32 protein-coding genes are annotated in these 26,151 nt (G+C 74.6%); 20 read left to right on the top strand and 12 right to left on the bottom strand.

Features of this window, described 5'->3' with window-relative positions:
* Nucleotide 1 precedes the first annotated feature (1 nt).
* Nucleotides 2–1,159 carry a glycosyltransferase gene (locus ACZ4Z1_RS00770; protein WP_468484837.1) on the bottom strand — a complete coding sequence of 386 codons (1,158 nt, stop codon included), beginning with the start codon at nucleotides 1,157–1,159 and terminating at the stop codon, nucleotides 2–4.
* Between the two features lie 129 nt (nucleotides 1,160–1,288).
* Here ACZ4Z1_RS00770 and ACZ4Z1_RS00765 point away from each other — a divergent pair, with 129 nt between their 5' ends.
* The 3 genes from ACZ4Z1_RS00765 (at nucleotide 1,289) to ACZ4Z1_RS00755 (ending at nucleotide 3,321) form a co-directional block, all read left to right on the top strand.
* Nucleotides 1,289–2,089, top strand: coding sequence for a glutamate racemase (locus ACZ4Z1_RS00765; protein WP_468484416.1), 801 nt, complete (start codon nucleotides 1,289–1,291; stop codon nucleotides 2,087–2,089).
* A gap of 60 nt (nucleotides 2,090–2,149) precedes the next feature.
* Nucleotides 2,150–2,761 carry a hypothetical protein gene (locus ACZ4Z1_RS00760; protein WP_468484415.1) on the top strand — a complete coding sequence of 204 codons (612 nt, stop codon included), beginning with the start codon at nucleotides 2,150–2,152 and terminating at the stop codon, nucleotides 2,759–2,761.
* A 77-nt stretch (nucleotides 2,762–2,838) separates the two neighbouring features.
* Nucleotides 2,839–3,321 (top strand): NUDIX hydrolase, encoded by a 483-nt coding sequence (locus ACZ4Z1_RS00755; protein WP_468484414.1) that lies wholly within the window; start codon nucleotides 2,839–2,841, stop codon nucleotides 3,319–3,321.
* Between the two features lie 45 nt (nucleotides 3,322–3,366).
* On the opposite strand, the gene ACZ4Z1_RS00750 is transcribed toward ACZ4Z1_RS00755, so the two are convergent.
* On the bottom strand, nucleotides 3,367–3,972 hold the full coding sequence (locus ACZ4Z1_RS00750; RefSeq protein WP_468484413.1) for a hypothetical protein: 606 nt from the start codon (nucleotides 3,970–3,972) through the stop codon (nucleotides 3,367–3,369).
* Nucleotides 3,973–4,486: 514 nt separating this feature from the next.
* Here ACZ4Z1_RS00750 and ACZ4Z1_RS00745 point away from each other — a divergent pair.
* Nucleotides 4,487–5,410, top strand: coding sequence for an aminoglycoside phosphotransferase family protein (locus ACZ4Z1_RS00745; RefSeq protein ID WP_468484412.1), 924 nt, complete (start codon nucleotides 4,487–4,489; stop codon nucleotides 5,408–5,410).
* Here the strand turns inward: ACZ4Z1_RS00745 and ACZ4Z1_RS00740 are convergent.
* The gene (locus tag ACZ4Z1_RS00740; protein WP_468484411.1) at nucleotides 5,402–6,514 is read right to left on the bottom strand and encodes a hypothetical protein; all 1,113 of its coding nucleotides are present in this window, start codon (nucleotides 6,512–6,514) and stop codon (nucleotides 5,402–5,404) included. The genes ACZ4Z1_RS00745 and ACZ4Z1_RS00740 overlap by 9 nt on opposite strands.
* Nucleotides 6,515–6,752: 238 nt before the next feature.
* On the opposite strand from ACZ4Z1_RS00740, the gene ACZ4Z1_RS00735 reads away from it, so the two are divergent.
* Both ACZ4Z1_RS00735 and ACZ4Z1_RS00730 read left to right on the top strand, forming a co-directional pair.
* A complete protein-coding gene (locus ACZ4Z1_RS00735) occupies nucleotides 6,753–6,950 on the top strand; it encodes a CsbD family protein (RefSeq protein WP_468484410.1) in 198 nt (65 codons plus the stop codon).
* Between the two features lie 101 nt (nucleotides 6,951–7,051).
* A complete protein-coding gene (locus tag ACZ4Z1_RS00730; RefSeq protein ID WP_468484409.1) occupies nucleotides 7,052–7,252 on the top strand; it encodes a hypothetical protein in 201 nt (66 codons plus the stop codon).
* 38 nt (nucleotides 7,253–7,290) lie between these two features.
* On the opposite strand, the gene ACZ4Z1_RS00725 is transcribed toward ACZ4Z1_RS00730, so the two are convergent.
* Entirely contained in the window at nucleotides 7,291–8,115 is an 825-nt protein-coding gene (locus ACZ4Z1_RS00725; protein WP_468484408.1) for an SAM-dependent methyltransferase, read from the bottom strand.
* 345 nt (nucleotides 8,116–8,460) lie between these two features.
* Here ACZ4Z1_RS00725 and ACZ4Z1_RS00720 point away from each other — a divergent pair, with 345 nt between their 5' ends.
* From ACZ4Z1_RS00720 to amaB, 5 genes are all read left to right on the top strand, one after another.
* Nucleotides 8,461–9,042: an RNA polymerase sigma factor gene (locus tag ACZ4Z1_RS00720; protein WP_468484407.1), complete on the top strand. Its 582-nt coding sequence runs from the start codon at nucleotides 8,461–8,463 to the stop codon at nucleotides 9,040–9,042.
* A gap of 3 nt (nucleotides 9,043–9,045) precedes the next feature.
* Nucleotides 9,046–9,759, top strand: coding sequence for a hypothetical protein (locus tag ACZ4Z1_RS00715; protein WP_468484406.1), 714 nt, complete (start codon nucleotides 9,046–9,048; stop codon nucleotides 9,757–9,759).
* A 246-nt stretch (nucleotides 9,760–10,005) separates the two neighbouring features.
* On the top strand, nucleotides 10,006–11,319 hold the full coding sequence (locus tag ACZ4Z1_RS00710; RefSeq protein ID WP_468484405.1) for an NAD(P)/FAD-dependent oxidoreductase: 1,314 nt from the start codon (nucleotides 10,006–10,008) through the stop codon (nucleotides 11,317–11,319).
* Nucleotides 11,320–11,345: 26 nt separating this feature from the next.
* A complete protein-coding gene (gene hglS, locus ACZ4Z1_RS00705) occupies nucleotides 11,346–12,752 on the top strand; it encodes a 2-oxoadipate dioxygenase/decarboxylase (RefSeq protein ID WP_468484404.1) in 1,407 nt (468 codons plus the stop codon).
* 67 nt (nucleotides 12,753–12,819) lie between these two features.
* Entirely contained in the window at nucleotides 12,820–14,355 is a 1,536-nt protein-coding gene (gene amaB, locus ACZ4Z1_RS00700) for an L-piperidine-6-carboxylate dehydrogenase (RefSeq protein ID WP_468484403.1), read from the top strand.
* A 20-nt stretch (nucleotides 14,356–14,375) separates the two neighbouring features.
* On the opposite strand, the gene ACZ4Z1_RS00695 is transcribed toward amaB, so the two are convergent.
* From ACZ4Z1_RS00695 to ACZ4Z1_RS00685, 3 genes are all read right to left on the bottom strand, one after another.
* On the bottom strand, nucleotides 14,376–14,729 hold the full coding sequence (locus tag ACZ4Z1_RS00695; RefSeq protein ID WP_468484402.1) for an STAS domain-containing protein: 354 nt from the start codon (nucleotides 14,727–14,729) through the stop codon (nucleotides 14,376–14,378).
* Between the two features lie 231 nt (nucleotides 14,730–14,960).
* A complete protein-coding gene (locus ACZ4Z1_RS00690; protein WP_468484401.1) occupies nucleotides 14,961–15,155 on the bottom strand; it encodes an antitoxin in 195 nt (64 codons plus the stop codon).
* 129 nt (nucleotides 15,156–15,284) lie between these two features.
* Nucleotides 15,285–15,791, bottom strand: coding sequence for a DUF5949 family protein (locus tag ACZ4Z1_RS00685; protein WP_468484400.1), 507 nt, complete (start codon nucleotides 15,789–15,791; stop codon nucleotides 15,285–15,287).
* Between the two features lie 288 nt (nucleotides 15,792–16,079).
* Here ACZ4Z1_RS00685 and ACZ4Z1_RS00680 point away from each other — a divergent pair, with 288 nt between their 5' ends.
* A complete protein-coding gene (locus ACZ4Z1_RS00680; RefSeq protein ID WP_468484399.1) occupies nucleotides 16,080–16,520 on the top strand; it encodes a hypothetical protein in 441 nt (146 codons plus the stop codon).
* A gap of 9 nt (nucleotides 16,521–16,529) precedes the next feature.
* On the opposite strand, the gene ACZ4Z1_RS00675 is transcribed toward ACZ4Z1_RS00680, so the two are convergent.
* On the bottom strand, nucleotides 16,530–17,117 hold the full coding sequence (locus ACZ4Z1_RS00675) for an AAA family ATPase (protein WP_468484398.1): 588 nt from the start codon (nucleotides 17,115–17,117) through the stop codon (nucleotides 16,530–16,532).
* A gap of 215 nt (nucleotides 17,118–17,332) precedes the next feature.
* A complete protein-coding gene (locus tag ACZ4Z1_RS00670) occupies nucleotides 17,333–18,025 on the bottom strand; it encodes a TetR/AcrR family transcriptional regulator C-terminal domain-containing protein (RefSeq protein WP_468484836.1) in 693 nt (230 codons plus the stop codon).
* Between the two features lie 132 nt (nucleotides 18,026–18,157).
* Here ACZ4Z1_RS00670 and ACZ4Z1_RS00665 point away from each other — a divergent pair, with 132 nt between their 5' ends.
* Nucleotides 18,158–19,885 (top strand): CocE/NonD family hydrolase, encoded by a 1,728-nt coding sequence (locus tag ACZ4Z1_RS00665; RefSeq protein ID WP_468484397.1) that lies wholly within the window; start codon nucleotides 18,158–18,160, stop codon nucleotides 19,883–19,885.
* Here ACZ4Z1_RS00665 and ACZ4Z1_RS00660 read toward each other — a convergent pair.
* Complete coding sequence (locus ACZ4Z1_RS00660; RefSeq protein ID WP_468484396.1) at nucleotides 19,843–20,229, bottom strand: nuclear transport factor 2 family protein; 387 nt, start codon at nucleotides 20,227–20,229, stop codon at nucleotides 19,843–19,845. The two genes, ACZ4Z1_RS00665 and ACZ4Z1_RS00660, sit on opposite strands and share 43 nt — an antisense overlap.
* Before the next feature lie 166 nt (nucleotides 20,230–20,395).
* Between ACZ4Z1_RS00660 and ACZ4Z1_RS00655 the strand changes: the two genes are divergently transcribed.
* From ACZ4Z1_RS00655 to ACZ4Z1_RS00625, 7 genes are all read left to right on the top strand, one after another.
* Nucleotides 20,396–20,758: an ArsR/SmtB family transcription factor gene (locus ACZ4Z1_RS00655; RefSeq protein WP_468484395.1), complete on the top strand. Its 363-nt coding sequence runs from the start codon at nucleotides 20,396–20,398 to the stop codon at nucleotides 20,756–20,758.
* Between the two features lie 151 nt (nucleotides 20,759–20,909).
* Nucleotides 20,910–21,167, top strand: a complete 258-nt coding sequence (locus ACZ4Z1_RS00650; RefSeq protein WP_468484394.1) for a hypothetical protein — start codon at nucleotides 20,910–20,912, stop codon at nucleotides 21,165–21,167.
* Nucleotides 21,164–21,655 carry an MrpF/PhaF family protein gene (locus tag ACZ4Z1_RS00645; RefSeq protein ID WP_468484393.1) on the top strand — a complete coding sequence of 164 codons (492 nt, stop codon included), beginning with the start codon at nucleotides 21,164–21,166 and terminating at the stop codon, nucleotides 21,653–21,655. The genes ACZ4Z1_RS00650 and ACZ4Z1_RS00645 overlap by 4 nt, the downstream gene beginning before the upstream one ends.
* On the top strand, nucleotides 21,648–21,968 hold the full coding sequence (locus ACZ4Z1_RS00640) for a Na(+)/H(+) antiporter subunit B (protein ID WP_468484392.1): 321 nt from the start codon (nucleotides 21,648–21,650) through the stop codon (nucleotides 21,966–21,968). The genes ACZ4Z1_RS00645 and ACZ4Z1_RS00640 overlap by 8 nt, the downstream gene beginning before the upstream one ends.
* A complete protein-coding gene (locus ACZ4Z1_RS00635) occupies nucleotides 21,965–22,783 on the top strand; it encodes an MnhB domain-containing protein (RefSeq protein WP_468484391.1) in 819 nt (272 codons plus the stop codon). The genes ACZ4Z1_RS00640 and ACZ4Z1_RS00635 overlap by 4 nt, the downstream gene beginning before the upstream one ends.
* Entirely contained in the window at nucleotides 22,780–23,127 is a 348-nt protein-coding gene (locus ACZ4Z1_RS00630) for a sodium:proton antiporter (protein ID WP_468484390.1), read from the top strand. Before ACZ4Z1_RS00635 ends, ACZ4Z1_RS00630 begins: the two co-directional genes overlap by 4 nt.
* 32 nt (nucleotides 23,128–23,159) lie before the next feature.
* A complete protein-coding gene (locus ACZ4Z1_RS00625; RefSeq protein WP_468484835.1) occupies nucleotides 23,160–25,052 on the top strand; it encodes a complex I subunit 5 family protein in 1,893 nt (630 codons plus the stop codon).
* Between the two features lie 45 nt (nucleotides 25,053–25,097).
* Here the strand turns inward: ACZ4Z1_RS00625 and ACZ4Z1_RS00620 are convergent, their stop codons facing one another.
* Both ACZ4Z1_RS00620 and dhaL read right to left on the bottom strand, forming a co-directional pair.
* The gene (locus tag ACZ4Z1_RS00620; protein WP_468484389.1) at nucleotides 25,098–25,511 is read right to left on the bottom strand and encodes a PTS-dependent dihydroxyacetone kinase phosphotransferase subunit DhaM; all 414 of its coding nucleotides are present in this window, start codon (nucleotides 25,509–25,511) and stop codon (nucleotides 25,098–25,100) included.
* Nucleotides 25,508–26,089, bottom strand: a complete 582-nt coding sequence (dhaL, locus tag ACZ4Z1_RS00615) for a dihydroxyacetone kinase subunit DhaL (RefSeq protein WP_468484834.1) — start codon at nucleotides 26,087–26,089, stop codon at nucleotides 25,508–25,510. The genes ACZ4Z1_RS00620 and dhaL overlap by 4 nt, the downstream gene beginning before the upstream one ends.
* Nucleotides 26,090–26,151: the final 62 nt, after the last annotated feature.

Here is a 26,151-nt window from a genome sequence, read left to right as displayed (position 1 = left end):
CTCAGGAGGCGCCCGGCGCCCGGTACGTCCGGCCCTTCCATGCGGCCCCGCGCCCCCGGTAGTGCTGGACGGCGGAGTCGACCGTCATCAGGAGGTAGAGCAGCGCGGTGCACGGCAGCAGCGGCGCGAGCCGGAGCGGCTGGCGGTAATAGCGCAGCATCGGGAGGTACGTACCGGACATGACGGCCCACGCCGTGCCGCCCAGCACCGCGCCCGCGGTGCTCCCGGACGCCAGACCGGCGGCCAGCGCGACGGGCGGTGTCAGGTAGACCAGCGCGAGCCCGGCCACCGTCCCCGCCAGCAGCAGCGGATTGTGCCGCAGCTGCGCGTACGCGCTGCGCGAGACCATCCGCCACAGCGTGCCCAGCCCCGCGTACGGGCGCACGCTCTCCACCCGGTCACCCAGCCCCAGCCAGATCCGGCCCCCGGCCCGCCGCACGGCCCTGGCCAGCGTCACGTCGTCGATCACCGCATGCCGGATGCTGCCGGGCACGCCCGCGCGCTCGGCCACCGCACACCGCAGCAGTACGCAGCCGCCGGCCGCCGCGGCGGTACGCGCCCCGGGCCGGTTGACCCACCGGAAGGGATACAGCTGCGCGAAGAAGTACACGAAGGCCGGGACGATCAGCCGCTCCCAGAGCGACACCACCCGCAGCCGCGCCATCTGCGACACCAGGTCCAGGTCCGCCGAGCGGGCCGCGGCCACCAGCTCACGCAGGCTGTCCGGGGCGTGCGCGATGTCCGCGTCCGTCAGCAGCACGTACTCCGCGTCGCCGCGCTCCCGTACGAGCGCCATGCCGTGCCGCACCGCCCACAGCTTGCCCGTCCAGCCCGGCTCCGGCTCGCCGGGCGCGGTGACCGTCAGCGGCAGCCCGCCCGGCCCGGCGGCCAGTTCCCGGGCCAGCCCGCCCGTCCCGTCCGTACTGCCGTCGTCGACGAGGATCACCTCGGCCCGTCCCGGGTACTTCTGCGCCAGCAGGGACGGCAGGCTCACCGGCAGCACCGCGGCCTCGTCCCGCGCCGGGACGACGACGGCGACCGGAGGCCAGCGCTCCGGATCGCCGCGCTCCGGCAGCCGGACGTCCGTACGCCAGAAGAAGCCCTGCCCCAGCGCCAGCCACACCCAGGCCGCCAGCGACCCGGCACCGATCCACTCCATCGCTCCCACGCCCGCAGTGTGCCGCACCGGAACCCGCCGTGGCCGGAACCGGCCGGGCGGCCCCGCGGGCGCGGCGGACGGCGATCACCGGTATGACAAGTACCGGGCGGCCCGGCGTAAAGTGTCCGGGTGAAGATCGCGCTCATGGACTCCGGAACCGGCCTGCTCGCGGCGGCCGCCGCGGTACGGCGGCTGCGGCCCGACGCCGACCTGGTGCTCTCCTGCGACCCGGACGGCATGCCCTGGGGCCCCCGCCCGCCGCACGACATCGCGGCGCACGCCCTCGCCACCGCGCGGGCCGCCGCGGCGCACCGCCCGGACGCCCTGATCGTCGCCTGCAACACCGCCTCCGTGCACGCCCTGCCCGCCCTGCGGGCCGAGCTGGAGCCCGGACTGCCGGTCGTCGGCACCGTCCCGGCCATCAAGCCCGCCGCGGCCACCGGCGGCCCGGTCGCCATCTGGGCCACCCCGGCCACCACCGGCAGCCCCTACCAGCGCGGCCTGATCGAGCAGTTCGCCGCCGGTGTCGAGGTCACCGGCGTGCCCTGCCCGGGGCTCGCCGACGCCGTGGAGTCCGCCGACGAGGCCGCGATCGACGCCGCCGTGGCGGCCGCCGCCGCAAACACACCGCGCGACGTACGCACCGTCGTCCTCGGCTGCACCCACTACGAACTGGTCGCCGGGCGCATCCGCGCCGCCCTCCAGCAGCCCGGCGCCCCCGCGCTCGTCCTGCTCGGCTCCGCCGAGGCGGTAGCCGCCCAGGCGCTGCGCCGCGTCGGGGCCGGTCCGGCCCCCTCGGCCGAGCCCACCGGCACCGTCACCGTCCTGCTCAGCGGCCGTCCGGGCCGCCTCCCCGAGGCCGCGCTCGCCTACGCCGAAGGCCGCCTGCTGTCCGGTCCGGCCCGGACCGGTGGACCCGTCCGTCACTGAGGTTCCGGCAGTACGCGCGATACGCTGCCAGGAGGGGCGAAGAAGCGTACGCTGCGTGTCATGAGGGACCACCCCCACGAGGGGGCGACAGCCCCCGGCGAGCACGGCGGACCCGTCGGCGACGGCGGGGGTTCCGGCAGTCACCGAGACCCCGCCGACGTCCCCGAGGTGTGGCACGGGCGTGCCACCAACCGCGCGCAGTGGCTCCTGGCGGGCATCGGTCTGGCCTGCCTGGCCCTGGGCATCGAGCTGGCCGTCGACAGCGCCTGGACCTCCGGCCTGGCGCCGCTGGTGATGTCGGTGGTCGGCTGCGTCCTGGCCGGTCTGCTGATGCTCTTCGGCACCCTCGCCTTCGTGCACGTCGCCGTACGGGTCGACAAGGAATGCCTGGAGGTGCGGTGCGGCCACATGGGCCTGCCCCGCCGCCGCATCCCCCTCGACCACGTCGTCGGCGCGGACTTCGCGCCCCGCGTCACCCCGCGCCACTGGGGCGGCTGGGGCTACCGCTGGCGTCCCGAGCAGGGCACCGCCGTGGTCGTACGGCGCGGTGAGGCCGTGGTGCTCCGGCTCGGCGACGGCCGCAGCTTCACGGTCACGGTCGACGACGCCGAGAGCGCCGTGCGCTGCATCCGCGGCAGATGCGGGACCGGCAAGGGGCGGGCCGGAGCCTGACCGCATTCCCCGGACGCGTGTTCGATGCGCATTGCGGGCGACGCTCCCGTAACCCGGCTCTCGTTAGGGTGCGCGGTATGGCGACACCCGACTTCATCCGCGACATCCGGGCCGGTATCGGCCACCAGCTCCTGTGGCTCCCAGGCGTGAGCGCCGTGGTCTTCGACGACCGCGGCCGGGTCCTGCTCGGCCGCAGAGCGGACAACGGCATGTGGTCGATCATCGGCGGCATCCCGGAGCCGGGGGAGCAGCCGGCCGAGACCGCCGTACGCGAGGTCTTCGAGGAGACGGCGGTGCACGTGGTCCCCGAACGGGTGATCCTCGTCGAGGCGCTCCAGCGGGTGCGCTACCCGAACGGCGACGCGTGCCAGTTCATGGACGTCTCGCTGCGCTGCCGCGCCGTCGGCGGAGAGGCCGCCGTCAACGACGACGAGTCGCTGGAGGTGGGCTGGTTCGCGCTGGACGGCCTGCCGGAGCTGGAGGAGTTCGCGGTGGCGCGGATCAAGATGGCCATGGACGACGGACCAGCCTGGTTCGCGGGCATCGAGCAGGCGCGGTAGCGGCCGGGACGGGCCCGGCGGCGGCCGTCGCACCGAGGGCGGCCGTCAGGCGTGGAACCAGGGCAGACGGATCGAGGTCTGCGACTCCTCGCTCCCGCCGGGCAGCTCCGGGCCCTCCGGCGGTTCGGACCGGCCCGGATCGCCCGGCGACTGCTCCGGGGCGTCCGGCGGCGCCGACCGGCCCGCCTCCTCGGTGTGCATCTGCTGCCGGCCGCCGTCCTTGCGGCAGCTGCTCAGCCAGGTGCCGGTGGGCCCGTTCTCGTACTGGCACTCCCAGCCCCGTACCGTCAGCGACGGCCGGTTCGCGTCCGCCTTGCGGAAGAACTCCGCCATCACGCTCCGGGCCTCGGCACAGCCCGCGGTCGGCCCGGCACCGGGCCCGGAGAAGAGCTGCGCGGTCAGCCCCTCGCCCATGGCGTCGTGCAGCGCGCCGCAGTCCAGCGGCTGGCCGGGAACGGCGGACCCGGAACCGTCCGGCTCCGACGGGCTCGCGCCGCCGGACGGGCCGCCCTCCAGACTCTTGGTGGGACTCGCGCCCGGGGCGGAGCCGGAGGCGGCGGGCGACGCCGCCGAGCCGCCCGGTCCGCTGCCGCCGCACGCGGCGACGGCGAGGGCCAGCAGGGCGGTCGGTACGGCGATGAGCCGGCGCATGTCGAACTCCTTCGGCCGCGGGTGACGCAGGCGGGGACGCTCCGCCGTACGGACGCTAGAAGTCCCGCGCGCGAGCGGCGATCCGGAACGGGCGAACGGGTGAACGGCGGACCCGCCGCCCGGCCCCTCCATCGCGCCCTTGACCTGGCATCTGTCAGCCGCTCGACGGCCTCGCGGACCGGGACCGGGGTATCGCGGCGACGTCCGCCCCGGGCTCCGGGCGGACCGCGTCCAGCGCGCCGTACACGAGGTGCGGCCGGTTTTCACCGCGGCCGTGACCGAACAGGCGGGCTGGGGCCATCCGGTGCTCGCCCTCACCGTGGCCGAAGACGTGGCCGAGGACGTAACCGCAGACGCAGCCGAAAACCCGGCGAAATCCCGGCCGGATGACCGGCCCGGGCAGGTGCCCGCGTACTACGTGACCGGTTCATATCGAGCCACGTCCGACGCCGTACCTGGCTCGAACCCGCCTGAGAAGCCCGGGCCGACCACCGCCGGACTAGCGTTGCCCCGCATGACCCACACCGGTACGGAAATCACCGCGGAGCTGGTCCGGGACCTGCTGCGTGACCAGCATCCCGACCTGGCCGACCGCCCGGTGACGCTCGGCGCGCGGGGCTGGGACAACCAGCTGTGGCGGCTCGGCGACGACCTCGCCGTCCGGCTGCCCTGGGCGACGCGGTCCGCGGACGCGCTGCTGCGCAAGGAGCACGCCTGGCTGCCCCTCCTCGCCCCGCACCTTCCACTGCCGGTCCCCGTCCCGCAGCGCCTCGGTGAGCCCTCCGAGCGCTTCCCGCGGCCCTGGATCGTCACGACCTGGGTGCCCGGCACGCCCGCGGACCACGCCCCCGCCACCCGCGCCGAGGAGGCGGCCGACGCCCTGGCCGCCTTCCTGACGGCTCTGCACCGCCCCGCCCCCGCCGGGGCACCCGCCGGCCGCGACCGCGGAGGGCCGCTGGCCGGCCACGCCGAATCGTTCGACCAAGGGCTCGCCTCGGCCACCGGGCTGGGGCTGATCCCCGACCCGGACGCCGTCCGCGCGGTCTGGGAAGACGCCGTCGCCGCGCCCGGCTGGACGGGCCCGGCGCTCTGGCTCCACGGCGACCTGCATCCGGCCAACCTCCTGACCACGGACGGTACCTTCAGCGGCGTGATCGATTTCGGCGACCTCTTCGCGGGCGATCCGGCCTGCGACCTCGCCGCCGCCTGGATCCTGCTGCCGGAGGACGCCGCCGACCGCTTCCACGCGGCCTACCGGCCGGGCCCCGACGCCGCGACCCTGTGCCGCGCCCGCGGCTGGGCGCTACTACGCGCCCTCGGCGGCATCCTCATCGGAGACGCCGGCCTGCGCGGACGCCCCGGAGGCAAGCCCACCTGGGGCCCGCCTGCCCACACCGCGCTGCGGCGCCTCACGGCGTCGGTCCACTGCTCAAGCTGACGGCACCGGACCGCACCCGAAGCGTTCGACGTGCATCCGGGCGGTGGTGCCCGCGTAGAAGGACGTGGTGCCGACGGACCAGTATCCGGCCGTGCCGGGGATCCGGGTCAGGTCCGTCATCAGGGCCGTCTCAGGCATCTCGGGGCCGCGCTCGCTCACCCAGGAGGCGCCGTCCCACCGCAGGTAGTGGGAGCGCTTCTGGTCCCAGAAGTCCCAGCCGGTGATCCGGTCGGGCCGGCCCAACGGGTCACCGCTGACCGAACTGAGCAGACCGACGCCGTACGGCCCCTTCACCTGCGACCACCGGGTGCCGTCCCAGTGTTCGAGGACGACGCCGGGCGGCTTCCCGGGCGGGCCGCCGATGCCGTAGGCGTGACCGGTGAGCCAGATGTCGTCGTGGGCCACCGGAAGCAGTCCGGAGACGGTCGCGCGGATGCCGGTGGTGTGCGGGAGCACGGTCCAGGTGCCGTCCCAGCGGGCGATGACGTCGCCGTACACCCAGACCTCGCCGCCGGGCGTCACATGGACGTGCCCTGGGGTGGGAGCCGCCGCGTCCGGCAGCGGGGCGCACCAGCGCCACCGGTGGCCGTCCCAGTGCAGCAGCCCGGCGCGGCCGTCGTGCCGGCCGCCGGCCCAGGCCCGGCCGTCGGGGGTGGCCGTCACGTCGGTGACGGTGGTGCGGCTTCCGCCCTGGCCCGGGTACGGCGTCTTCTGCCAGGTCGTGCCGTCCCAGGCCAGCAGCAGTCCGTTCGCGCCGACCGCCCAGGCGGTACGGGTGCCGGCGGACGTGACTGCGGTCAGGGGGCCGGCCGGGGCGAGGTGCCCCAGGTCCGTACGGGACCAGGCGGCACCGTCCCAGCGGAGCGCGACCGCGGTCCCCTCACTGTTGCCGCCCAGTCCCTCCACGCCGACGGCCCAGGCGAGCCCCGGCCCGGCCGCGGCCACGCCGTACAGCCGGGCGCCCGGCCGCGCGTCGGGCACCGGGACGGCCGTCCAACCGGGGGTGGAGGAAGGGGCGGCGGTGGCCGCGGGGACGGCGGTGCCGGCCAGGCCGAGGCCCGCGGCCGTGCCCGCGAGGCCGCTGACGAAGCTGCGTCTTCGCATGGGAGCGTCCTTGGAGTCGAGGCGGATCCGGGACTGCGGGGGACACCTTGGCCCCGGCTGCCGGAGAGGTCAATGGAGGCGGTGGCGGCGGCCGCGCGGGGAAGGCCCGGACCGGCCGGTCCGGGTACGGGCGGTGCCGGGACCGGGCCCGCCCTACCGGTAGCCGCCTCCGGATGCGGCCGGTGCCCGGCTGCGGCAGCGTGGTGCTGTCCCACCAACCGGACCGAGGGAGCAGGTCATGGGCGAGAGCGCCATGGACAAGGCCAAGGGCAAGGCCAAGGAGATGACGGGCAAGATCACCGGCGACCAGCGGACGAAGGGCGAGGGCCGCGCCGACCAGGCCAAGGGCAAGGCCAAGGGGGCGGTGGACGAGGCCAAGGGCAACGTCCAGGGGATGCGGGACTCGCTCAAGAACAAGGGCGACCGCAGCACCTGAGCGGCGCGGCGGCCCGCCGGGCCCCGCCCGCACCCCGCCGTCCCGCACACCGGTGCGGGCGGCGGGGTGACCCGTGCGCCGGGGCGCTCGTTGTGCACGGCATGATCAAAAAGATTGCCGCCGCGGCCCTGCTGGCGGGCTCGGTCACCGCCACCGCCCAGCCCACCGCGCAGGCCGTGGGAATCCCCGAAACCCTCGGCGAGACCACCGTTCTGGCGACGGAACTGATCTCCCAGCTGCCGCACATCCACGACGTGGAGCCACCGCCCGCGTTCACGGCCCAGCAGGGCAACAGGAAGTAGCGGGACCGCCTCCCGCGTACGCCGCCGGCCGCCCCGCGTCAGGGGCGGCGCGCCACGGCGGCGTACGAAGCGGCCACGGCGTCCGGGACCTGCGTCGCGTCGTCCGGGTCGTCCGGGCGCCAGTGGTGCGCCAGGGTGATGCCGGGCTTCAGCAGCTCCCAGCCGTCGAAGAAGCGGGCGAACTCGGCCTGCGTACGGAACGCCACGGGCGTGCCCGCCGCCGCGTAGATGTCCGAGACCCGGGCCATCGCCTCGGGGGCGAAGTCGGCGGTGGCGTGGGACATGGTCAGCGTGCTGCCGCTGGGCAGGGCCGCCTTGAGGCGTTCGACGATGCCGTGCGCCCGGTCCCGCCCCCCGTCCGGCACGAAGTGCATCAGCGCGTTCAGACTCAGCGCGACCGGGCGGCCGAGGTCGAGGGTCTGCCGGACCTGCGGCGCCGTGACGATGCTGTCCGGGTCGGTGACGTCCGCCTGGAGGTAGGCGGTACGGCCCTGCGGTGTGCTGCGCAGCAGCGCGGCGGCGTGGGCCAGCACGATCGGGTCGTTGTCCGTGTAGACCACGCGGGCGTCCGGCGCGATGCCCTGGGCGATCTCGTGCAGGTTGGGCGAGGTGGGGATGCCGGTGCCGATGTCCAGGAACTGGCGCAGGCCCGCCCGTGTCAGGGCCCGGGTCGCGCGGTGCGTGAACTCGCGGTTGACCCGCGCGGCGACCGCCGCCGACGGGAAGACGGCGAGCACGCTCGCGGCGGCCGTGCGGTCGGCGAGGAAGTTGGTCCGGCCGCCGAGGAAGTAGTCGTAGATGCGCGCCGAGTGGGCCCGGTCGAGTTGCAGGTCCACCACCGGTTCGCCGTGCTGCTCACTCATCGCGTTCTCCGCCTCCCTGTACGGCTGCCGGTCCGGCGCCGGAGCACTACCCCGCTCCCACGGCCGTGCACCGGCGTGCGCCGGGGGCCGGGCGCCCCCGCACCGAGTCATCACATCATCACGCCGGTGAGATTTCTTCGGGGTCGGTGCCACAACGGGGCGGGTTTTCCGGTTCATTGGAAGGAAGGGCCGCCGCCCTCCCGCTGATGCCGGGGCCTGCCGGCCTCCCGGACCGCGGCGAACGGATCGAGGACTTCACGTGAGCACGTACCGGGACAGCCCGCTGCCGCCGTGCGCCCCGGGCCGAGGGCCCGGCGCCGGGCGCCACGGCCGGCGGGAGCGGCCGTGACCCGCGACCGGCCGCCGTGCCCGGCCGGTGATCCGCTGCGCCGGGCCGGCCGGCGGCTGGCCATCGCCTTCGAGGCGTTCCACGAGACGCACTACCGCAAATGGCTGGCCTACGCCTATCTGCACACCGGCAGCGAGGACGCCGCCCTGGAGGTGACCGGCGCCGCCTACCAGCGATTACGGCTGTGCTGGCCGTACGCGCTCAAACAGTCCTCGGTGGACTCCTACGCCTGGGCCGTCCTCAAGGAGTCCGTGGTCGACTGGCTCTGCCGGCACCGGCGCGCCACGGCCCTGACCCAAAGTGCCGCCTTCGCCGTCGTCACCCGCGCGCTGCTGCGCGAGTGCCAGCAGCAGTTCGTCCTGCTGGAGAGCCAGTTGGGCCTGTACGACGCGATCGCGCGGCTGCCCGAGCGGCAGTGCGACGTGATCGTGCTGCGCCATGTCATCGGGTACTGCGACCGCCAGATCGCCGCCCTGCTCGGCGTCGACGAGGCCACCGTCCGCTCCCACGCGAGCCGGGGCAAGCGCAGGATCGCCGCCGCCCTGGGCATCGAACCAGGCCCCACGAAGGGTAAGTGACCCATGCCGCACACCCACCAGGCCGGCCGGGACACCATCGAGTCCCTGCTGGCAGCCGCCGCCGACGTGCTCGCCGAGTCGTACGGCGCCTACGACACCGCGGCCGCCCGCGACCGGCTGACCGGCGGCGCCTGCGAGGACACCGGGGCCGCGTACCCCGCCGGTCCCCGCCCGGACGCCCCGGTGCCCACCGCCTACCCGAGCGCCCACGACGAGGCCACCCACGAACTGGACCTGGCCTGCGCCCTGGTGGTTAACGCCGCGGCGGCGGCGGACAGCCTGGCCCGGCTGGTCGACGACCACCGGATCGACCCCGAGGGCGCCCTGGTCTTCGCCTGCCTGCTGCACATCACCGGGCGCGCCGAGGCCGCCGACTTCTGGTGGCGGTTCGGCGCCGGCGGCGGCAGCCGTACGGCTGCCTACTGCCTGTACCTCTCCCACCGCCGGCACGGCGAGTTCCGCGACGCGGCCTACTGGCGTACGCAGGCCGCCCACGGCCCGGGCGAGGAACCGCCGCCGCCCGTCGCCTTCGACGCCGGGCGCCTGCTGCCGGACGCCGCCCGGCACGCCCTGCTCGTCCAGTGGCACAGCGGTCTCGCGCCCACGCTGCCCGCCGCCCTGGAGAACGTCATCGACCGCCTCACCGTCGCGGGTGACGAGGACTTCGGCGAGATCCCCCGCCCGTCGCCGACGCTCGTGGACGACCTGCGCCAGTGACCGGCAGCACCGGTACGGGCCCGCGGCGGTCCGCCTGAGCGGGACCGGGTGCGGGGGAGTGGCCGGGAGGAGTGCGGGCGCGGCGACCGGAAAGACACGGCCGGGCGGACGCGTCATGGACGTGGCGGACCATGGCCGTCACCATCAGAACCAGCGGCACCACACGTACCGGAACCCGGCAGCACGTCCGCCGCCGCGCGGCGGCAACCCGCACCGCACCGAGCGAGCCGACGGAAAGGCGTCCGCATGGAGCGACGTACGGCCATGGACAGCACGGACACGGACAGCAGCGAGGGCACGGACAGCAGCACGGAAGGCAGCGAGGCCACGGAAGGCAGCGGGGCCACGGAAAGCGGCATCGCCTCCGCCCCTCTCCCCGAACACGCCGACGTCGTGATCATCGGCGGTGGCATCCTCGGGGCGAGCATCGCGTTCCACCTGGCGGAGGCCGGAGTGCGCGACGTACTGCTGCTGGAGCGCGACACGCCCGCCTCCGGCTCCTCGGGCAAACCCATCGGCGGCGTACGCGCCCAGTTCTCCGACCCGCTCAACATCCGCATCGGCCGGCGCAGCCTGGAGGCGTGGCGGGCGTTCGGCGAGCGTCCCGGCGCCGACATCGGCTTCGAGAGCGTGGGCTACCTCTTCCTGCTCGGTGACGCCACCGAACGGGCCCTGTTCGAAGAGGGGGTGGCGGCACAGAACGCGCTCGGGGTGCCCAGCCGGATCATCGGCCCGGCCGAGGCCGCCGAGCTGTGCCCGTACCTCGATCCGGACAGCATCGCCGCCGCCGCGCACTGCCCGACCGACGGCTATGCGCTCCCACGGGAAGCGGTGACCGGCTACCTCCGCGCGGCCGCCCGGCACGGCGCGGCCCTGCGCACGCACTGCCCGGTCACCGCGATCGACACCCGCGACGGCGCCCTCGACGCGGTACGGACACCCCGCGGCACCGTACGCACCACCACCGTCATCTGCTGCGCGGGCGCCTGGTCCGCCGAGGTCGGCGCGATGGCCGGCGTACGGCTGCCCGTGACCCCGCTGCGCCGCCAGATCGCCTTCACCGGACCGCTGGACGCCCCGCCGCCCCGCATCCCCTTCACCCTCGACTTCGCCTCCACGGCCTACTTCCACAACGACGGCGCGGGCGGGCTGCTGCTCGGCATGTCGGACCCGTGCCAGCAGCCGGGCTTCGGCCGGGAGTTCAGCCGGGAGTGGCTGGCGCCCTTCCGCGCGGCCGCCGGCCGCCGGGCGCCCGCCCTGGCAGCGATGCCGGTCAGCCACGGCTGGGCCGGCCTCTACGAGACCACCCCCGACAACAACGCCCTCATCGGCGAGGCCCCGGACGTGTCCCGCTTCCTGTACGCCACCGGGTTCTCCGGCCACGGCTTCCTCCAGGCACCCGCCGTGGGGGAGCTGGTCCGCGACCTCTACCTGGGCCGTGAGCCGTTCCTCGACGCCGGACCGCTGGCCGCCACGCGGTTCGACGACCCGTCCGCCGGTGCGGGGGAGGAGGGCAGCGTGCGGCACGACGGTGCCCGCCCGGAAGCACACATCATCTGACGCCCGGCCATGCTTCGGAGGACCGCATGATCCCCACCTGGCGGCTGCGCGCCGCCTTCGCCCGTCGGCTGTCCGGCATGTACGGCGCCGAAGTGCCCGCGTACACCACCCTCCTGGAGGTGACGGGCGAGGTGAACGACGAGGTCACGCGCCGCGACCCGGACGCCCGCCGGGTGGCCGGCAGGGTCGCCGCCGAGCGGCACGGCGCCATCCGCGTCGGCACGCCCCGCGAACTGCGCCAGGCCGCCCAGGTGTTCGCCGCGCTGGGAATGCACCCGGTGGGCTTCTACGACCTTCGGGACGCCACCACGAGCGCGGTGCCGGTGGTCTCCACCGCCTTCCGCCCGGTCGAGCCCGAGGAACTGGACCGCAACCCCTTCCGCGTCTTCACCTCGATGCTCACCGTCGCCGACCGCCGGTTCTTCGACGCCGGCCTCCAGGCCCGGCTGGAGACCTTCCTGGACCGCCGCACCCTCTTCCCGCCCGAACTGCTCACGCTCGCCGAACGCGCCGAACGCGAGCACGGCCTCGCACCGGAGCAGGCGGAACGCTTCCTCACGCTGGCGGTCGCCGCCTTCGAACTGTCCCCCGAGCCGGTGGACCGCGCCTGGTACCGCGAACTCGCCCGGATCTCCGCCGTCGCCGCCGACATCGGCGGCGTCACCAGCACCCACATCAACCACCTCACCCCCCGCGTCCTGGACATCGACACGCTCTACCGGCGGATGGCGGACCGCGGCATCACCATGATCGACGAGATCCAGGGACCGCCCCGCTGGGACGGCCCCGACGTCCTGCTGCGCCAGACCTCCTTCCGCGCCCTGGACGAACCCCGCACCTTCCGCGAACCGGACGGCAGCGTGACCACCGGCGCGCTGCGGGTGCGGTTCGGCGAGGTCGAGGCGCGCGGTATCGCCCTGAGCCGTGCGGGCCGCGCCCGCTACGACGCGCTCGTCGCGGAGGCGGACCGGCGGCTCGCCGACGCGGGAGCCGACGGCGGAGCCACCCGTCAGGACGTGGCCCGCCCTCTCTGGGAGGCCGGTTTCCCGCGTTCGGAACAGTGCCTCGCCGCCGAGGGGCTGGGCTACTTCACGTACGCTCCGGCAGCCGCTCACCCGCGCGACGGCCGGCGCCCGCCCGCCGACCTGGCCGGACTGCTGGAACACGGCTGGCTGATCGCCCGCCCGATCGTCTACGAGGACTTCCTGCCCCGCTCGGCCGCCGGGATCTTCACCTCCAACCTGACCGGTCAGGGCACCCGGGACACCGCACGCACCGGCACCCACTACGACGAGCACCGGCTCGCCGAAGCCGTCGGCAGGCCCGTGCTCGACCCCTTCCGGATCTACGCCGCACAGCAGGACGCCTCGCTGCGGCAGGCGCTGGACGCACTGGGCGCGGACGACGCCCGCCGCAACCTGTGCCCTTCCTGACGGCTGCGCAACAGCCGTGCCGTGCCTGCACCCGCCCCCTCCCACCGCGCCGAAGGAGCCACCCGCCGTGAGCACCCGCACCCAGCTCCCCAGCACCGCCGAACTCCGTGACCTGGCCGCCGACCGGCTGCGCCGCTGCGGCGTCGCCACCGTCCCGGAGGGCACCGGGATCACCGCCCGTACACCGCTGACCGGCGGCGTCCTGTACCGGCTGCCCGCCGCCACCGCGCAGCAGACCGACGAGGCCGTGGCGGCAGCCGAAGCGGCGTTCCGCGAGTGGCGCACCGTCCCCGCTCCGCGCCGGGGCGCGCTGGTCAAACGCTTCGGCGAGCTGCTCACCGAGTACCAGGACGCGCTCGCCGACCTGGTGACCGTCGAGGCCGGCAAGATCCGTTCCGAAGCGCTCGGCGAGGTTCGGGAGATGACCGACGTCTGCGACTTCGCCGTGGGGCTGTCCCGGCAGCTCTACGGGCGCACGATGGCCTGCGAACGCCCGGGCCACCGCCTCGCCGAGACCTGGCACCCGCTCGGCGTGACCGGCGTGCTCTCCGCCTTCAACTTCCCCGTCGCCGTCTGGTCCTGGAACACCGCCGTCGCCCTGGTCTGCGGCGACCCGGTCGTGTGGAAGCCCTCCGAGCTGACCCCGCTGACCGCCCTGGCCTGCGACGCCCTGCTGGCCCGGGCGATCGCCGACACGGGTGCGCCGGCCGCGCTGCACCGGCTGCTCCTCGGTGACCGGGAGACCGGCTCACTGCTCGTCGACGACCCGCGTATCGCGCTGCTCAGCGCGACCGGCTCGGTGCGGATGGGGCGCGAGGTGGCGCCGCGCGTGGCCGCCCGGTTCGGCCGCTGCCTGCTCGAACTCGGCGGCAACAACGCCGCCGTGGTCACCCCGTCCGCCGATCTCGACCTCGCGGTGCGCGGCATCGTCTTCTCCGCCGCGGGCACCGCGGGCCAGCGCTGTACGACGCTGCGCCGGCTGATCGTGCACGAGGACGTCGCGGACCGCCTGACCGAGAAGATCGTGCACGCGTACGGACAGCTTGCGGTCGGCAACCCCTTCGACGACGCCACCCTCGTCGGGCCGCTGATCAGCCCCGCTGCCCACGCGGCCATGGCCAAGGCGCTGGACGCCGCCCAGGACGACGGCGGCACCGTGCTCACCGGCGGCGAGCGGCACTTCACCGACCAGGTACCGGACGCCGCGTACGTCGGCCCGGCGGTCGTACGGATGCCGGCGCAGACCGCCGTCGTCCGTACGGAGACCTTCGCGCCCATCCTGTACGTCCTGACCTACCGCACCTTCGAGGAGGCCGTCGCCCTGCACAACGGTGTGCCCCAGGGCCTGTCGTCCAGCATTTTCACCCGGGACCAGCGGGAGGCCGAGCGCTTCCTGGCCGCCGACGGCTCCGACTGCGGCATCGCCAACGTCAACATCGGTACGTCGGGTGCGGAGATCGGCGGCGCGTTCGGCGGGGAGAAGGAGACCGGCGGTGGCCGGGAGTCCGGCTCGGACGCCTGGCGCGCGTACATGCGCCGGGCCACCACCACCGTCAACTACTCGGACGACCTGCCGCTCGCGCAGGGCGTCAGCTTCCTCTGAAGCGGCTGCCCGCCCGGCGCTCAGTTGAGGGACCGGGCGGGCAGCAGCCGGTCGATCACGACGAAACGCTCGCCGAGCGGTGCGAGGCGCAGCAGCCGGCGGACCACGGGCTGCGGCCTGAGCAGCACCAGCCGGCCCCCGCGGTCGGTCACCCGCTCGCGGAGCCGGCACAGCAGGGCCAGGCCGCTGCAGTCCATGAAGGTGAGCTGGCTCAGGTTCACGACGACCGTGCCGGGCCGGGGCGGCAGCGCCTCACCGAGGACGGGTTGCAGGGTCAGCGCCAGGGCGAGGTCGAGTTCTCCCTTGAGCGCGAGCACGAGCTGGTCTCCGACCGTGTACGTGAGCAGTGCCGTGTCGGCGGTGCGTTCGGTCATGGCGCCCCCCACCGGATGTGCAGGCCGCAGCGCGGCTTCTGGCTGATGGCACCGGGGGCCGGGGTGCGGAAAAACGGTAGCGGTACGTGTACGAGGAGAATCGATCAGGCAAGGTTGTGTCGCTTGAACGAGTGAAGCCTTGTGAAATCTCTTGACGAATTCCGGGGTGCGACACGCGCGTCCCGGGCCGGGCGCCCTGACAGGCGGCGCCCGGCCCGGGACGGCACCCGATCAGGACTGCGGCGGCTGGTCCTGGCCCTGATCCTTGCCGAACTGGCCTCTGAGCTTGTCCTGGGCCGTGTCGACCTGACCGCTGTACTTGCCCTGGGTCTTGTCGTCGACCATGTCGCCGGCCTTGTCGATGCCCTTGCCGGCCTGGTCCTCGTGGCCCTTCAGCATCTGCTTGAGCTTGTCCATCATGGACATGAGTCGTCCTCCTCGCCACTGACGCCCCCACCTCTCCAGGGTCACCGCCCCCGGCCCGATCCGCATCCGGGGTTTCCCGTGCTCATACGCGGCGGCGAGAGCGCCCCGGGCCGGGAGCGCGCCCCAGGACTAGCGGCCCTGTAGCGTGCGCACGGGAATGAGGCAGTGCGCGGAACTCTTGATCACGCCCTCGTCGCCCGCGAAGGCCCGCAGCATGTCCTCGCTGACCGGGCCGCCCGGCTTCGCCTCCGGCCACGGCCGGGTGGCGAACATGCCGTACACCTGCCCCCGGTGGTCCGCCGCCGCCAGCCACTCCGGCGGCACCGGGCACTGCGCGCTGAAGATCGGCATGGTCAGCACCGCCCGGCCGGCCTCGACGATCAGCGTCAGTGGCAGGGAGGGGGTGCGGGAGGCGTCCTGGAGCTCGCCGCCGACCAGCAGCCCGGCCTGGCTGAGCATGGTGCCCATGACCTCCGTCCCGGTCTCCGGGCCGTCCTTGCCGTCGCCGAGGGAGTAGGTGAGCAGGAAGGGTACGTCGTGACCGTCCTCGGGGTGCGCGCCGCTCCAGCCGATCATCATGAGCGTGCCCAGCTGGCTGTACGGAGGGTTGCCGGTAGTGGCCTGGGATGTGGTCATGGCGGGCACCATAGTGACCTTCGGGAGCCGTCGTTCGCACGCTTCACCCGGTTGGCGGAGCCTCGCCGGCATCCCAGCCGAACGAGGTCCCGACGGTCACCCGTACCGGCGACCCCGGTGGCTCCGTACGCCACACGAACAGCGCCGTACGGCCACGGGAACGGCGGCTGCCCGCACCCCGCGGCCGGTTCGCGCGCCCCCCGCGCGGGCACCATGACGGCAGGCCCGGCAGCGGCACGGGACGCGGTGTTCCCGGTGCGGACGCGGTGCCTGAGGGGAGTGCGGCCGGTGGACCTCACCGAGGTGGAGTACCACGACCCCGATGACGCGTCGGGCGCGGAAGCCATGGCCGACTACGCACGGCTGGCCTGCGAACTGACCGGTATGGACCCCGAGTACGGCGTGCCGGCACTGGTGACGATCGCGCGGCGGGAGTCCTCGTACAACCACCCGCGCTGGCGGGTGAACACCACCGACGGCAACGCCTGGGGCCCGGTCATGTCCGACGGGCACCCGCGCAACTGCTCACGCGGCGCCACCCAGTGCATACCGCCGACCTTCGCCGCGTACCACCTGTGCGGCACCGCCCGGACGCCGTACGACGTGGTGGCCTGCATGACCGCGACCATCGGGTACGTCCGCGACCGGTACGGCGTCGACGAGTCCGGCGCGAACTTCGCGGAGCGGGTGCAGCAGGCCGACCCGACCCGGCCGCCGAAGGGGTACTGACACGGGCCCTCAGGCGATCGCGCCCTCGGTCCAGGCGCGGGCGAGGATCTCGTCCACGGTCTGCTCGACGGTCTGGTGCGTGGTGTCCAGCCACAGCCCGATCGGCGGGGTGTGCTCGCGCAGCGCCGCGTCGAGGTCGCGCACGCTCCAGTCGGGCCCGTACGCCGTCTTGGGCCGGGCCGCCTCCCGCTCCTCGACCGCAGACGGGTCCGGGACCAGCGCGACCACCGCCAGCGGGCGGGTCCTGATGTGCTCGGCCATCTCGGTCAGGTGCTCGCCGAGCAGGATGTCCTGGGCGATCACGGTGAACCCGGCCTGGGCGTACTGGTCGGCGCAGGCGGCGGTCAGCCGGTGCCGCAGCCGCAGCTGGGCGAGGGCGGTCTCGCCGGCGTCCGGCGTCATCTCCGCCCGCCCCCGGACGACCATGCGCCGGAACGTGTCACCGCGCAGGTGCACCGACCGCGTCAGCCGCTCGGCGAGCGCCTGCGCGACGGTGGACTTCCCTGCCGCCTGAATGCCCGTCAGCACCACGACGCCCGGGCCGAGCCAGGGTCCCCGGGGCGCTGCGTGCGGGCGGTCGGTGGAGTGTGCCGTCATGGGTCGGATGCCTTTCCGCGGAGGGCTTCGGCGGGCTGCGGCAGCCATGGGGGACCGCGCCGCCGGGGCATCGTAACGCTGTCCCGATCACGTCTGTCACCTGCCGGCGCGGCCTGTCCGGCGCGGAAGGGACCATGGCGGGAAAGCGGCGGCGCGGCGGTGGCGTTCCTGGGCGTCGCGTGCGTCGCGGTGATCGTCCGGCCGCCGGGCGCGGGTCACGCGGCGGCCGTCAGCCCGTCGATCATGCGGTTGAGGAGCCGGTCGAAGGTCGCGTCGGGGGAGGGGGCGCCGCCCGGCGCCGTCAGGGCCTCGGCGACCTTCGGGTACGGGCCCGTGACGGCGGGGGAGCGCAGGTAGCGGGCCTGCGCGTCGTGGAAGGCGCGGCCGGTGGCGTCGGCCGTCGCCTCCTGGGCGAGTTCGTGGGTGACGTGGCTCGCCACGAAGCCGGAGAGCAGGCTGAAGACCTCCAGCCCCGCCTGGGCGCCCAGCCCCGCGGGCGCGAGGACGGCGAGCGCGTACTCCAGGGCGGCGAGGGTGTTCGGGCCGAACGTCTGCCGCGCGGGCAGCGCCGCGGGCAGCCACGGATGGTGCCGCATGAGGGCGCGCTGCTCACGGAAGAGGTGCCGCAGGTCGGCGCGCCAGTCGCCGGACGGTGCGGGTGGCAGCCGGTGGCCGCCGCTCACCTCGTCGATCATCAGCTCCAGCAGCGTCTCCTTGTTGGGGACGTAGCTGTAGAGCGACATCGTGCCGGCTCCGATCCGGGCCGCTACCGCGCGCATCGTGACGGCGCCGAGCCCTTCGGCGTCGGCGAGGGCGACGGCCGCGGCGGTGATCCCGGCCCGGGTGTGCGCCGGGGGGCGCCCGCGCCGGGGGCGTTCGGCCGGTGTCCAGAGCGCCTCCGGATCCACTCCGGCGGTACGGCCGGGTGTGTCTGTTCGGGTCACGGCAACCTCTCTCTGCTGTCCGCCGCCATCCAACCATCTGCTATTCTCGTACGTCGTACGGGAAATAGAGCGGTCCGCACCAGGAATCGAGGCATCGTGACGACGGCGACGTACCACTCCCTCGCGAAGAAGCCACCCCTGCTCGCCCGGGCGGTGCGGCGCACCCTGCGCGACATGCCCGCCAAACACCACGACGTCGCGTACGAACCCGGGCTCGTGGTGCCCGCCGCCGACGGCAGCCCGCTGCTGACCGACCACTACTTCCCGAACGCCGACGGCGACTTCCCCACCCTGCTGGTCCGCTCGCCGTACGGCCGCGGCACCCCATGGGCGTCGATGTTCGGCATCCTCTTCGCCGAACAGGGCTTCCACGTCGTCCTGCAGAGCAGCCGCGGCACCGGCGGGTCCGGCGGCGAGTACACCCTGTGGCAGCACGAGGCCGCGGACGGCCGGGCGGCCGTCGCGTGGCTGCGCCGGCAGCCCTGGTTCACCGGCGTCCTCGGCACGATGGGGCCCAGCGCCCTCGGATACGCGCAATGGGCCCTCGCCACCGACCCGCCGCCGGAACTGCGCGCGATGGTGGTCCAGGTCGGCATGCACGACCCGCACGGCTTCTTCCACCCCTTCGGGCACCAGGGCCCGTTCGCCCTGGAGAGCGCCGTGGTCTCCGCCGTCGGCCGGATGTATTTCGACCGGGGCGCCCTGGCTTTCGCGCGCGCCGCACTGCGTCTGCAACGCCACCTGCGGAAGATCACCACGACACTGCCGCTCGGCGAGGCGTACGTGCCCGGCCTCGGCGGCCGGGTGCCGTTCCTGGACGAGGCGATGGCCCGCCCCGACCCGGGCGACGCCCACTGGCAGGGCGCGGACGCCGGAGCCGCCGGCGCGCGGGCGGGCGTGCCGACCAGCCTGATCACCGGCTGGCACGACGTGTGCCTCGACCAGACGCTCCAGCAGTACGAGCGGCTGCGCGGCGCCGGCTGCGACACCGCCCTGCTCATCGGCCCCTGGACGCACAACTCCGCGATGCAGCAGGGCTGGCCGGAGGTCTTCGCCGAAACCCTCGCCTGGCTGCGGGCGCACCTGTGCGACGACCCGTCCGGCCTGCGCGGGACGAGGGTGCGCGTACACGTCGGGGGCCGCCAGGAGTGGCGCGACCTGCCCGACTGGCCTCCGGCGGCGGCCGGTCACCGCTGGCACCTCGACGGCGACGGCGCGCTGAGCCCCCGGGCGCCCGAGGCCGCGCCACCGCTGTCCTTCCGCTACGACCCGGCCGATCCGACGCCCTCGGTCGGCGGGCCGCTGCTCAGCCGGACGGCCGGGCCCCGGGACAACGCCGCCCTGGAGGCCCGCGACGACGTACTGACCTTCACCACCCCGCCGCTCACCGGGCCGGTCGACGTCCTCGGTACGGTCACCGTGGAACTGCGGGTCGCCACGGACACCGGGTACGCCGACGTCTTCGCCCGGCTCTGCGACGTCGACGAGCGGGGGCGGTCGGTCAACGTCTGCGACGGAATCCGGCGGCTGGACCCCGCCGCGGCGGCGCCCGGGGCGCCCGGGGCCGGCCCGGACGCCGTCTCCGGCCCGGCGGAGGTGACGGTGGCGCTGAGCCCCACCGCCCACTCCTTCGCCGCCGGGCACCGCATCCGCCTCCAGGTCAGCGGCGGCGCCCACCCGCGCTTCGCCCGCAACACCGGGACGGGTGAGCCCCTGGCGACGGCCACCCGGCTGGTGCCCGTCGAGATCTCGCTGCATCACCCGTCGGCGCTGGTGCTCCCTCAGACGAAGAAGGCGTTCATGCCGTCCACGTCGGACAGGTAGGTCTCGATGGCCGCGACCTTGCCGTCGCGCACGGTGCACACCGTGGACAGATGCTCGTCCAGCACCAGGTCGCCGCGCTGCGCGGTGTTGTGCAGGGACAGCGCCATGTTGCGGGGACTGACGAGGATGTGCAGCAGGGCGAAGTTCAGGCCGTACCCGGCGATCTTGCGGGCACGTTCGACGACGGCGTCCGCGCCGTGCGCCGCACCGGAGATCGTGTTGTCGCCGGGCAGCTCCCAGACCGCGTCCTCGTGCAGCAGGGAGCGGAGCGCGTCCCAGTCGGCGGTGGCGAGCGCGGCGTGGAACCGCTTGCCCAGGGAGTAGTTGTCCTCGTAGACCGTCATGAGGGCTCCTTCACGCGTCAGTGGTACGGACGGGCCGGTGCGGGCGGACCTGCCGGCCCGTCAGTTCGTATGTTTTAGAACAGTAGCAATGATGGGAGCGGGTCCGGAGCAGGGGGTGGGGTGGGGACGCGGCCCGCGTGTCGGTCCGTCCGCGTACGCTCGGGGTATGGCCGTACTGAGTCACCCCGACCGTGCCGAACTACGCATTGCGGACGTCCTGGAGGCATTCGCGCACCCGATCCGGCTGCGCATCGTGCACCGCCTCGCCGCTCATGGAGCCGAGCGCTCCTGCGGCGAGCTGCTGCCCGAAGTATCCAAGTCCACCGCCAGTCACCACTGGCGCGTGCTGCGCGAGAGCGGCGTGCTCCACCAGCGGCGGGAGGGCCGCCGCCTGGTGATGCACCTGCGGCGCGAGGACCTGGAGGCGCGCTTCCCGGGACTGCTGGACGTGGTGCTGGCCGCCGCCGGGGGCGATCCCGAGGTGACGGTGGCGGAGGGGGCGGAGCCGGCCGGGGCGCTGCACTCCTGACGCGTCCGGCCGTGCTGAACCGGGCCCGGCCGCCAGGAGTTCCACGCTGCCGGCGCACTGTCCGGATGGCCCGTTCGGCGCGGTTTGTCCGTCGAGGGTGTGCTGCATGAGAGCCTGACGGCCGGGTACGGGCGAGGCCGGAGGTGAGCGCATGTCCGGTGCCGGGAGGTGGTCAGGAGCGACGGCGGCGGTCGTCGAACTGGCCGTCTGGTGGGCCGTGCTGGCCGCGCTGTGGCTGGTGCTCATCAGCAGTCCGGACCCGCTGGAGTGCCTCGTCGGCGCGGCGGCCGCCCTGCTCGGCGCGTGCGCCGCCCGCGCGGCCCGCGGAGCCGCCGTCACCGGTGCCGCCCGCAAGCCCCGTCCCACCGGGCCCGCGCGCATCGGCTCCGGGGAAGGCCGGCCGCGGTGAACGGCTGGCTGCTCGCCGCCGGTCTCCTGCTCCTCGTCGGCTTCGCCCCCACGGTGTGGGGCGCGGCGAGCGGACCCGTACAGCGGCGGATCATGGCGCAGAACCTCGCGACGCTCGTCGGCTGCCTGGTCATGCTGCTGCTCGCCCAGGGCTACGCCCGGCCCTCGTACGTCGACCTGGGCCTGGTCCTCGCCGTCCTCGGCCCCGCCGGAACGCTCGTCTACGCCCGGCTGCTCGCCGACGAGCCGGCCGAACGGCCGGCGCGCGACCGGATCGACCGCGCCCTCGACCGCGCCATGACGCCGCTCGCCGCCCTCTCCGTACCGCTGGTGGTGCTGCCGCTGTGCGTCGCCGCGGGCCCGGGCAGAGCGATGGTGAAACTCCTGGTCATCGGGGTGCTGCTGACCGGCGGGAACATCGTGTCCTCGCGGGTGCTGTCCGGGCGGCTCGCCGGGACCGGGGGAAAGTCCGGTGCGGCCGATGAATGACGCCCTGACCGTGCTGGCACTGGCGTTGGTCGCGGCGGCCGCGACCGCCGCCGTACTGGTCCGCGACCCGGTCCGGCAGTCGACCGTACTGGCCCTCCTCGGCCTCAGCCTCGCCCTCCTCTTCGCCATCCTCCAGGCACCGGACGTCGCCCTCTCCCAGCTCGCGGTCGGCTCCGCCCTCACGCCGCTGATGCTGCTGCTCTCCGTACGGAAGGTGCGGCGCAAGGGCCAGGAGGAGCGCGAAGGCGCGCACGGAGAGGCGGACCCAGGGAACCGTACGGACCAGGACGGGCCCGGAAAGGGGCGGCCGTGAGCAGACGCGTCCGGATGTGGGTGCTGGCCCTCGGCGGGCTGGGCCTGGCCGTCCTGCTGTTGGCCGCGAGCCTGGACCTGCCGGAGTTCGGCGGCGACCGGCACCCGTACGGAGCGCGGGCCGTCGAGGCCGCCCTCGCCCGGCACACCTCCAACGCCGTCGCGGCGGTCAACTTCGACCAGCGGGCGTTCGACACGCTCGGCGAGGAATCGATCCTGTTCTGCGCGGCCCTCGGCACCGTCGTCCTGCTCCGCCAGACTCGCGACGAGCACCGGGTGCGCCCCCGCCCGGCGCGCGTCGCCCCGCCCGTACGCCGCTACGCGCTCGTCGCGCTCCCCGTCACCCTGCTCATCGGCCTGTACGTCATCGCACACGGCCAGCTCAGCCCCGGCGGCGGCTTCCAGGGCGGAGTGGTCGTCGCGACCGCCCTGCACCTGCTCTACATCGCCGTGGACTACCGCGCGCTGGAGCGGATCAGACCGGTCGGCCTGTACGCGGTGGCGGACGCGGCGGGGGAGGCCGCCTACCTCCTGCTGGGCGCCGCCGGCCTGGTCGCCGGAACCGCCTACCTGGCCAACTTCCTCCCGTACGGCACCTTCGGCACGCTCGCCTCCGGCGGCACGGTCCCGCTGCTCAACGCCGCCGTCGGGGTGGAGGTCGCCGGCGGGGTCGTGGTGCTGCTGGCCTCCTTCCTCGACCAGGCGGTCGAGATCGAGGACGCGGACGAGCGCACCGGCCCCGGAAAGACCTCTCACCACCACCCTCCGCACCCGTCCGAGAAATCCGAGGAGAAATCCGAGGAGAAGCTGACATGAGCGTGCTGCCGTATCTCGTCGCAGGCTGGACCTTCCTGATCGGCTGTTACGGGCTGGCCACCAGCCGCAACCTCATCAACGCCGTCGGCTGCCTCGCCGTCTGCCAGGCATCCACCTACGTCCTGCTGCTCGCCGTCGGCTACCGGCACGGCGGTACCGCGCCCGTCTTCTCCGACCTGGAGCCCGGCACGCGCCCGGTCGTCGACCCCGTCGTCCAGGCCCTGACCCTCACCGACGTGGTGGTGGGCGCCACGGTCACCGCGCTGCTGCTGGCCCTCGTCGTCCAGGTGGGCAAACGGCACGGCACCGTCGACCCGGACGAACTCTCGGAGCTGCGCGGGTGACCTCGACCGGCACTCTCCTGCCCGCCGCGGCCATGCCCCTCACCCCCGCCGCCACCCTCCCGCTCATCGTGGCCACCCCGCTGCTCGGCGCCGCGGTCCTGGTGGCGGCGGGCCGCCGGATGCCGCGCCGGGCCGCCGAGATCGCGGGCACCGTCTTCGCCGCGGGCACGGCCGTCCTCGCCCTCTGCGTCCTGCTGCGCGGCACGCCCGCGGACGAGCCGGGCGCACGCGCCGTCGAATGGCTGGGCGGCTGGCATCCGCACGGCGGCGCGGGCGTCGGCATCGTCCTGGTCGGCGACCGGACCGGCGTCGGCCTGGCCGCCGTCACCTCGCTGCTCGTCCTCGCCGTCCTCGCGTACTCCTGGCGGTACTTCGACGAGCCGCCGCACCGCCAGGCAGGCACCTTCCCCGCGCTCGTCCTGATCTTCCAGGCGGGCATGTGCGGCTTCGCGCTCACCGGCGACCTCTTCAACGCGTTCGTCTTCTTCGAGCTGATGGGCGTCGTCGCGTACGCGCTCACCGGTTACCGCGTCGAGGAGAAACGCGCCGTCCAGGGCGCACTCACCTTCGGCGTCGTCAACTCCCTCGGCGGCTACGCGACGCTGCTCGGCGTCGGCCTGCTCTACGGACGGACCGGCGAACTCGGCTTCGCCCAGATCGGCAGCCGGCTGGCGGCCCACGCGGACGCGGGAGGCACCGCGGGCGCCTCCTCCGGCGGACCGCCCGGCGGGCCGGACATCCTCGTCCTGACCGCCTTCGTCCTCGTCCTGACCGGCCTGCTCGTCAAGGCCGCGGCGGTCCCCTTCCACTTCTGGCTCCCGGACGCGCACGCGGTGGCACCCACCCCGGTGTGCATGCTGCTGTCCGGCGTCATGGTCGAACTGGGCGTCTACGGCACGGCACGCGTCTACTGGACGGTCTTCGCGGGCCCCGGCGGCATCCCCACCGCCGACGCCCACCGGATGCTGCTCACCCTCGGCACGCTCACCGCCGCCGTCGGCGCGCTCATGTGCTGGCAGCAGCGCCACCTCAAGCGGCTGCTGGCCTTCTCCACCGTCGCGCACACCGGCCTGTTCCTGATGGGACTCGCCGTCATGACGCCGGAAGGCATGAGCGGCACCGCGCTGTACGTCCTCGGGCACGCGGGCGTCAAGGCCGCGCTGTTCGCCGCCATGGGCATCCTCCTCGACCGCTTCCGCAGCGTCGACGAACGCGAACTCCACGGCCGCGGCCGGGAACTGCCGCTGGTGGGCGTGGTCTGCGCGGTCGGCGGGCTGGCTCTGGCCGGACTGCCGCCCTTCGGTACGGGGCTGGGCAAGGCCGTCACCGAGGAAGCGGCCGGAGGCTGGCCGGCGGCCGTGTTCGTGGTGGTGTCGGCGGTCACCGGGGGAGCGGTGCTGCGCGCCGTCGCCCGGGTCTTCCTGGGGCTGGGCGTACGGCCCGACACCGCCGACCGGGCGGAGACCCGCGACGACGAGACCAGCGGCCGGGACGAGGAGCCCGAGACCGCCGGCCCGCTCAGCCGCATCCCGGACACCATGCTGGCGGTCCCGGTCGCGCTGCTGGCGGGCGCGCTGGCCGTGGGCCTCGTACCGGGCCTGCACGCGGCGGTCGGCCGGGCCGCGGACGCCTTCCTCGACCGGGCCGGCTACGCGGCCGCAGTCCTGCACACACCTCCCGCCGCGCCCGTACCGACGCCCGGACCGCACTGGTCCGTGCCGGGCGTGGCCCTCGGCCTGCTGTCCGCCGCCCTGGCCTGCGCCCTCGCCTGGTGGGCCCTGCGCCGCCCGCGGGTCCCGGACCGGCCTTCCCGCTGGGCCGCCCCCGTACGCCGCCTGCACTCCGGGCACATCGGCGACTACGTCGCCTTCGTGCTGGCGGGCACCGTCCTCGTAGCGGCACTGCTCCTGCCGTCGCTCTACTGAGGCGGCGGTGGGGCGGGCCGGAAACTCCCGCCTCACCGTCTCCCCTCAATCCTTCCGGTACGAGTACGCCTCCCCGGCAGCCGCCGCGACCGCGTCCAGGCCGGCCCCCGTCGAGGCGGTGACCACGGCGGCCACCGCGCCCTCGACGAACGGCGCGTCCACCAGCCGCGTGCCTTCGGGCAGCTCGTCCCCCTCGGCCAGCAGGGCCTTGACGGTCAGTACGGCGCTCCCGAGGTCCACCAGGACCGCGACCCCTGCGCCCCGGTCCACCTGCCGCGCGGCTTGCGTGATCAGCTCCGCGCTGGTCCCGAGGCCGCCGTCCGGGGTGCCGCCCGCCGGTGCCACCGGAGCCTCGGCGCTGCCACCCGCCAGGCCGACGGCCAGCCGCGCCACCGACTCGGCCACCGGCCCGCTGTGCGACACCAGCACGATGCCCACGTACGAGGTCTGCGCGCTCACTCCGCCGCCTCCTGGTCCGCCGTCTCGGCCAGCGCCGCGAACAGCAGGGCCGACGAGGTCGCCCCCGGATCCTGGTGGCCGATGCTGCGCTCGCCGAGATAGCTCGCCCTGCCCTTGCGGGCCTGGAGCGGCGCGGTGGCCTCCGCGCCCTGCCCGGCCGCCTCGGCGGCGGCCGCGAAGGACGTGGCCAGCGCTTCGACGGCGGGGTCCAGCGCGTCGAGCATCGTCGCGTCACCGGGCGCGGAGCCGCCCAGCTGGGCGACGGCGTCCACCCCGGTGCGCAGCGCCGCGCGCAGCTCGTCGGCGGTGACGCTGCCGGCCTCGCCGAGCGCCTTGCCCGTACGGCGCAGCAGCGTCCCGTACAGCGGCCCCGACGCGCCGCCCACCGTGGAGATCAACTGGCGTCCCGCCGTGGCCAGCACGGCACCGGGCGTCTGCGGCGGCTCGGCGTCGAGGGCCTTGACGACGGCCGCGAAGCCGCGCTGGAGGTTGCTGCCGTGGTCGGCGTCGCCGATGGCGGAATCCAGGTCGGTGAGGCGGGGCGCTTCCCGGTCGACGGAGGCGGCGGCCGCCGCCATCCAGCGCAGGAAGAATCCGGCATCCAGTGCCGTTTGGGACACGAACTGCTCCTCTGATCGTA

This window comes from Streptomyces sp. NPDC030165 (assembly GCF_055573595.1).
Note: the sequence above shows the minus strand (reverse complement) of the source record. Positions and strands in the feature narration are given on the sequence as shown.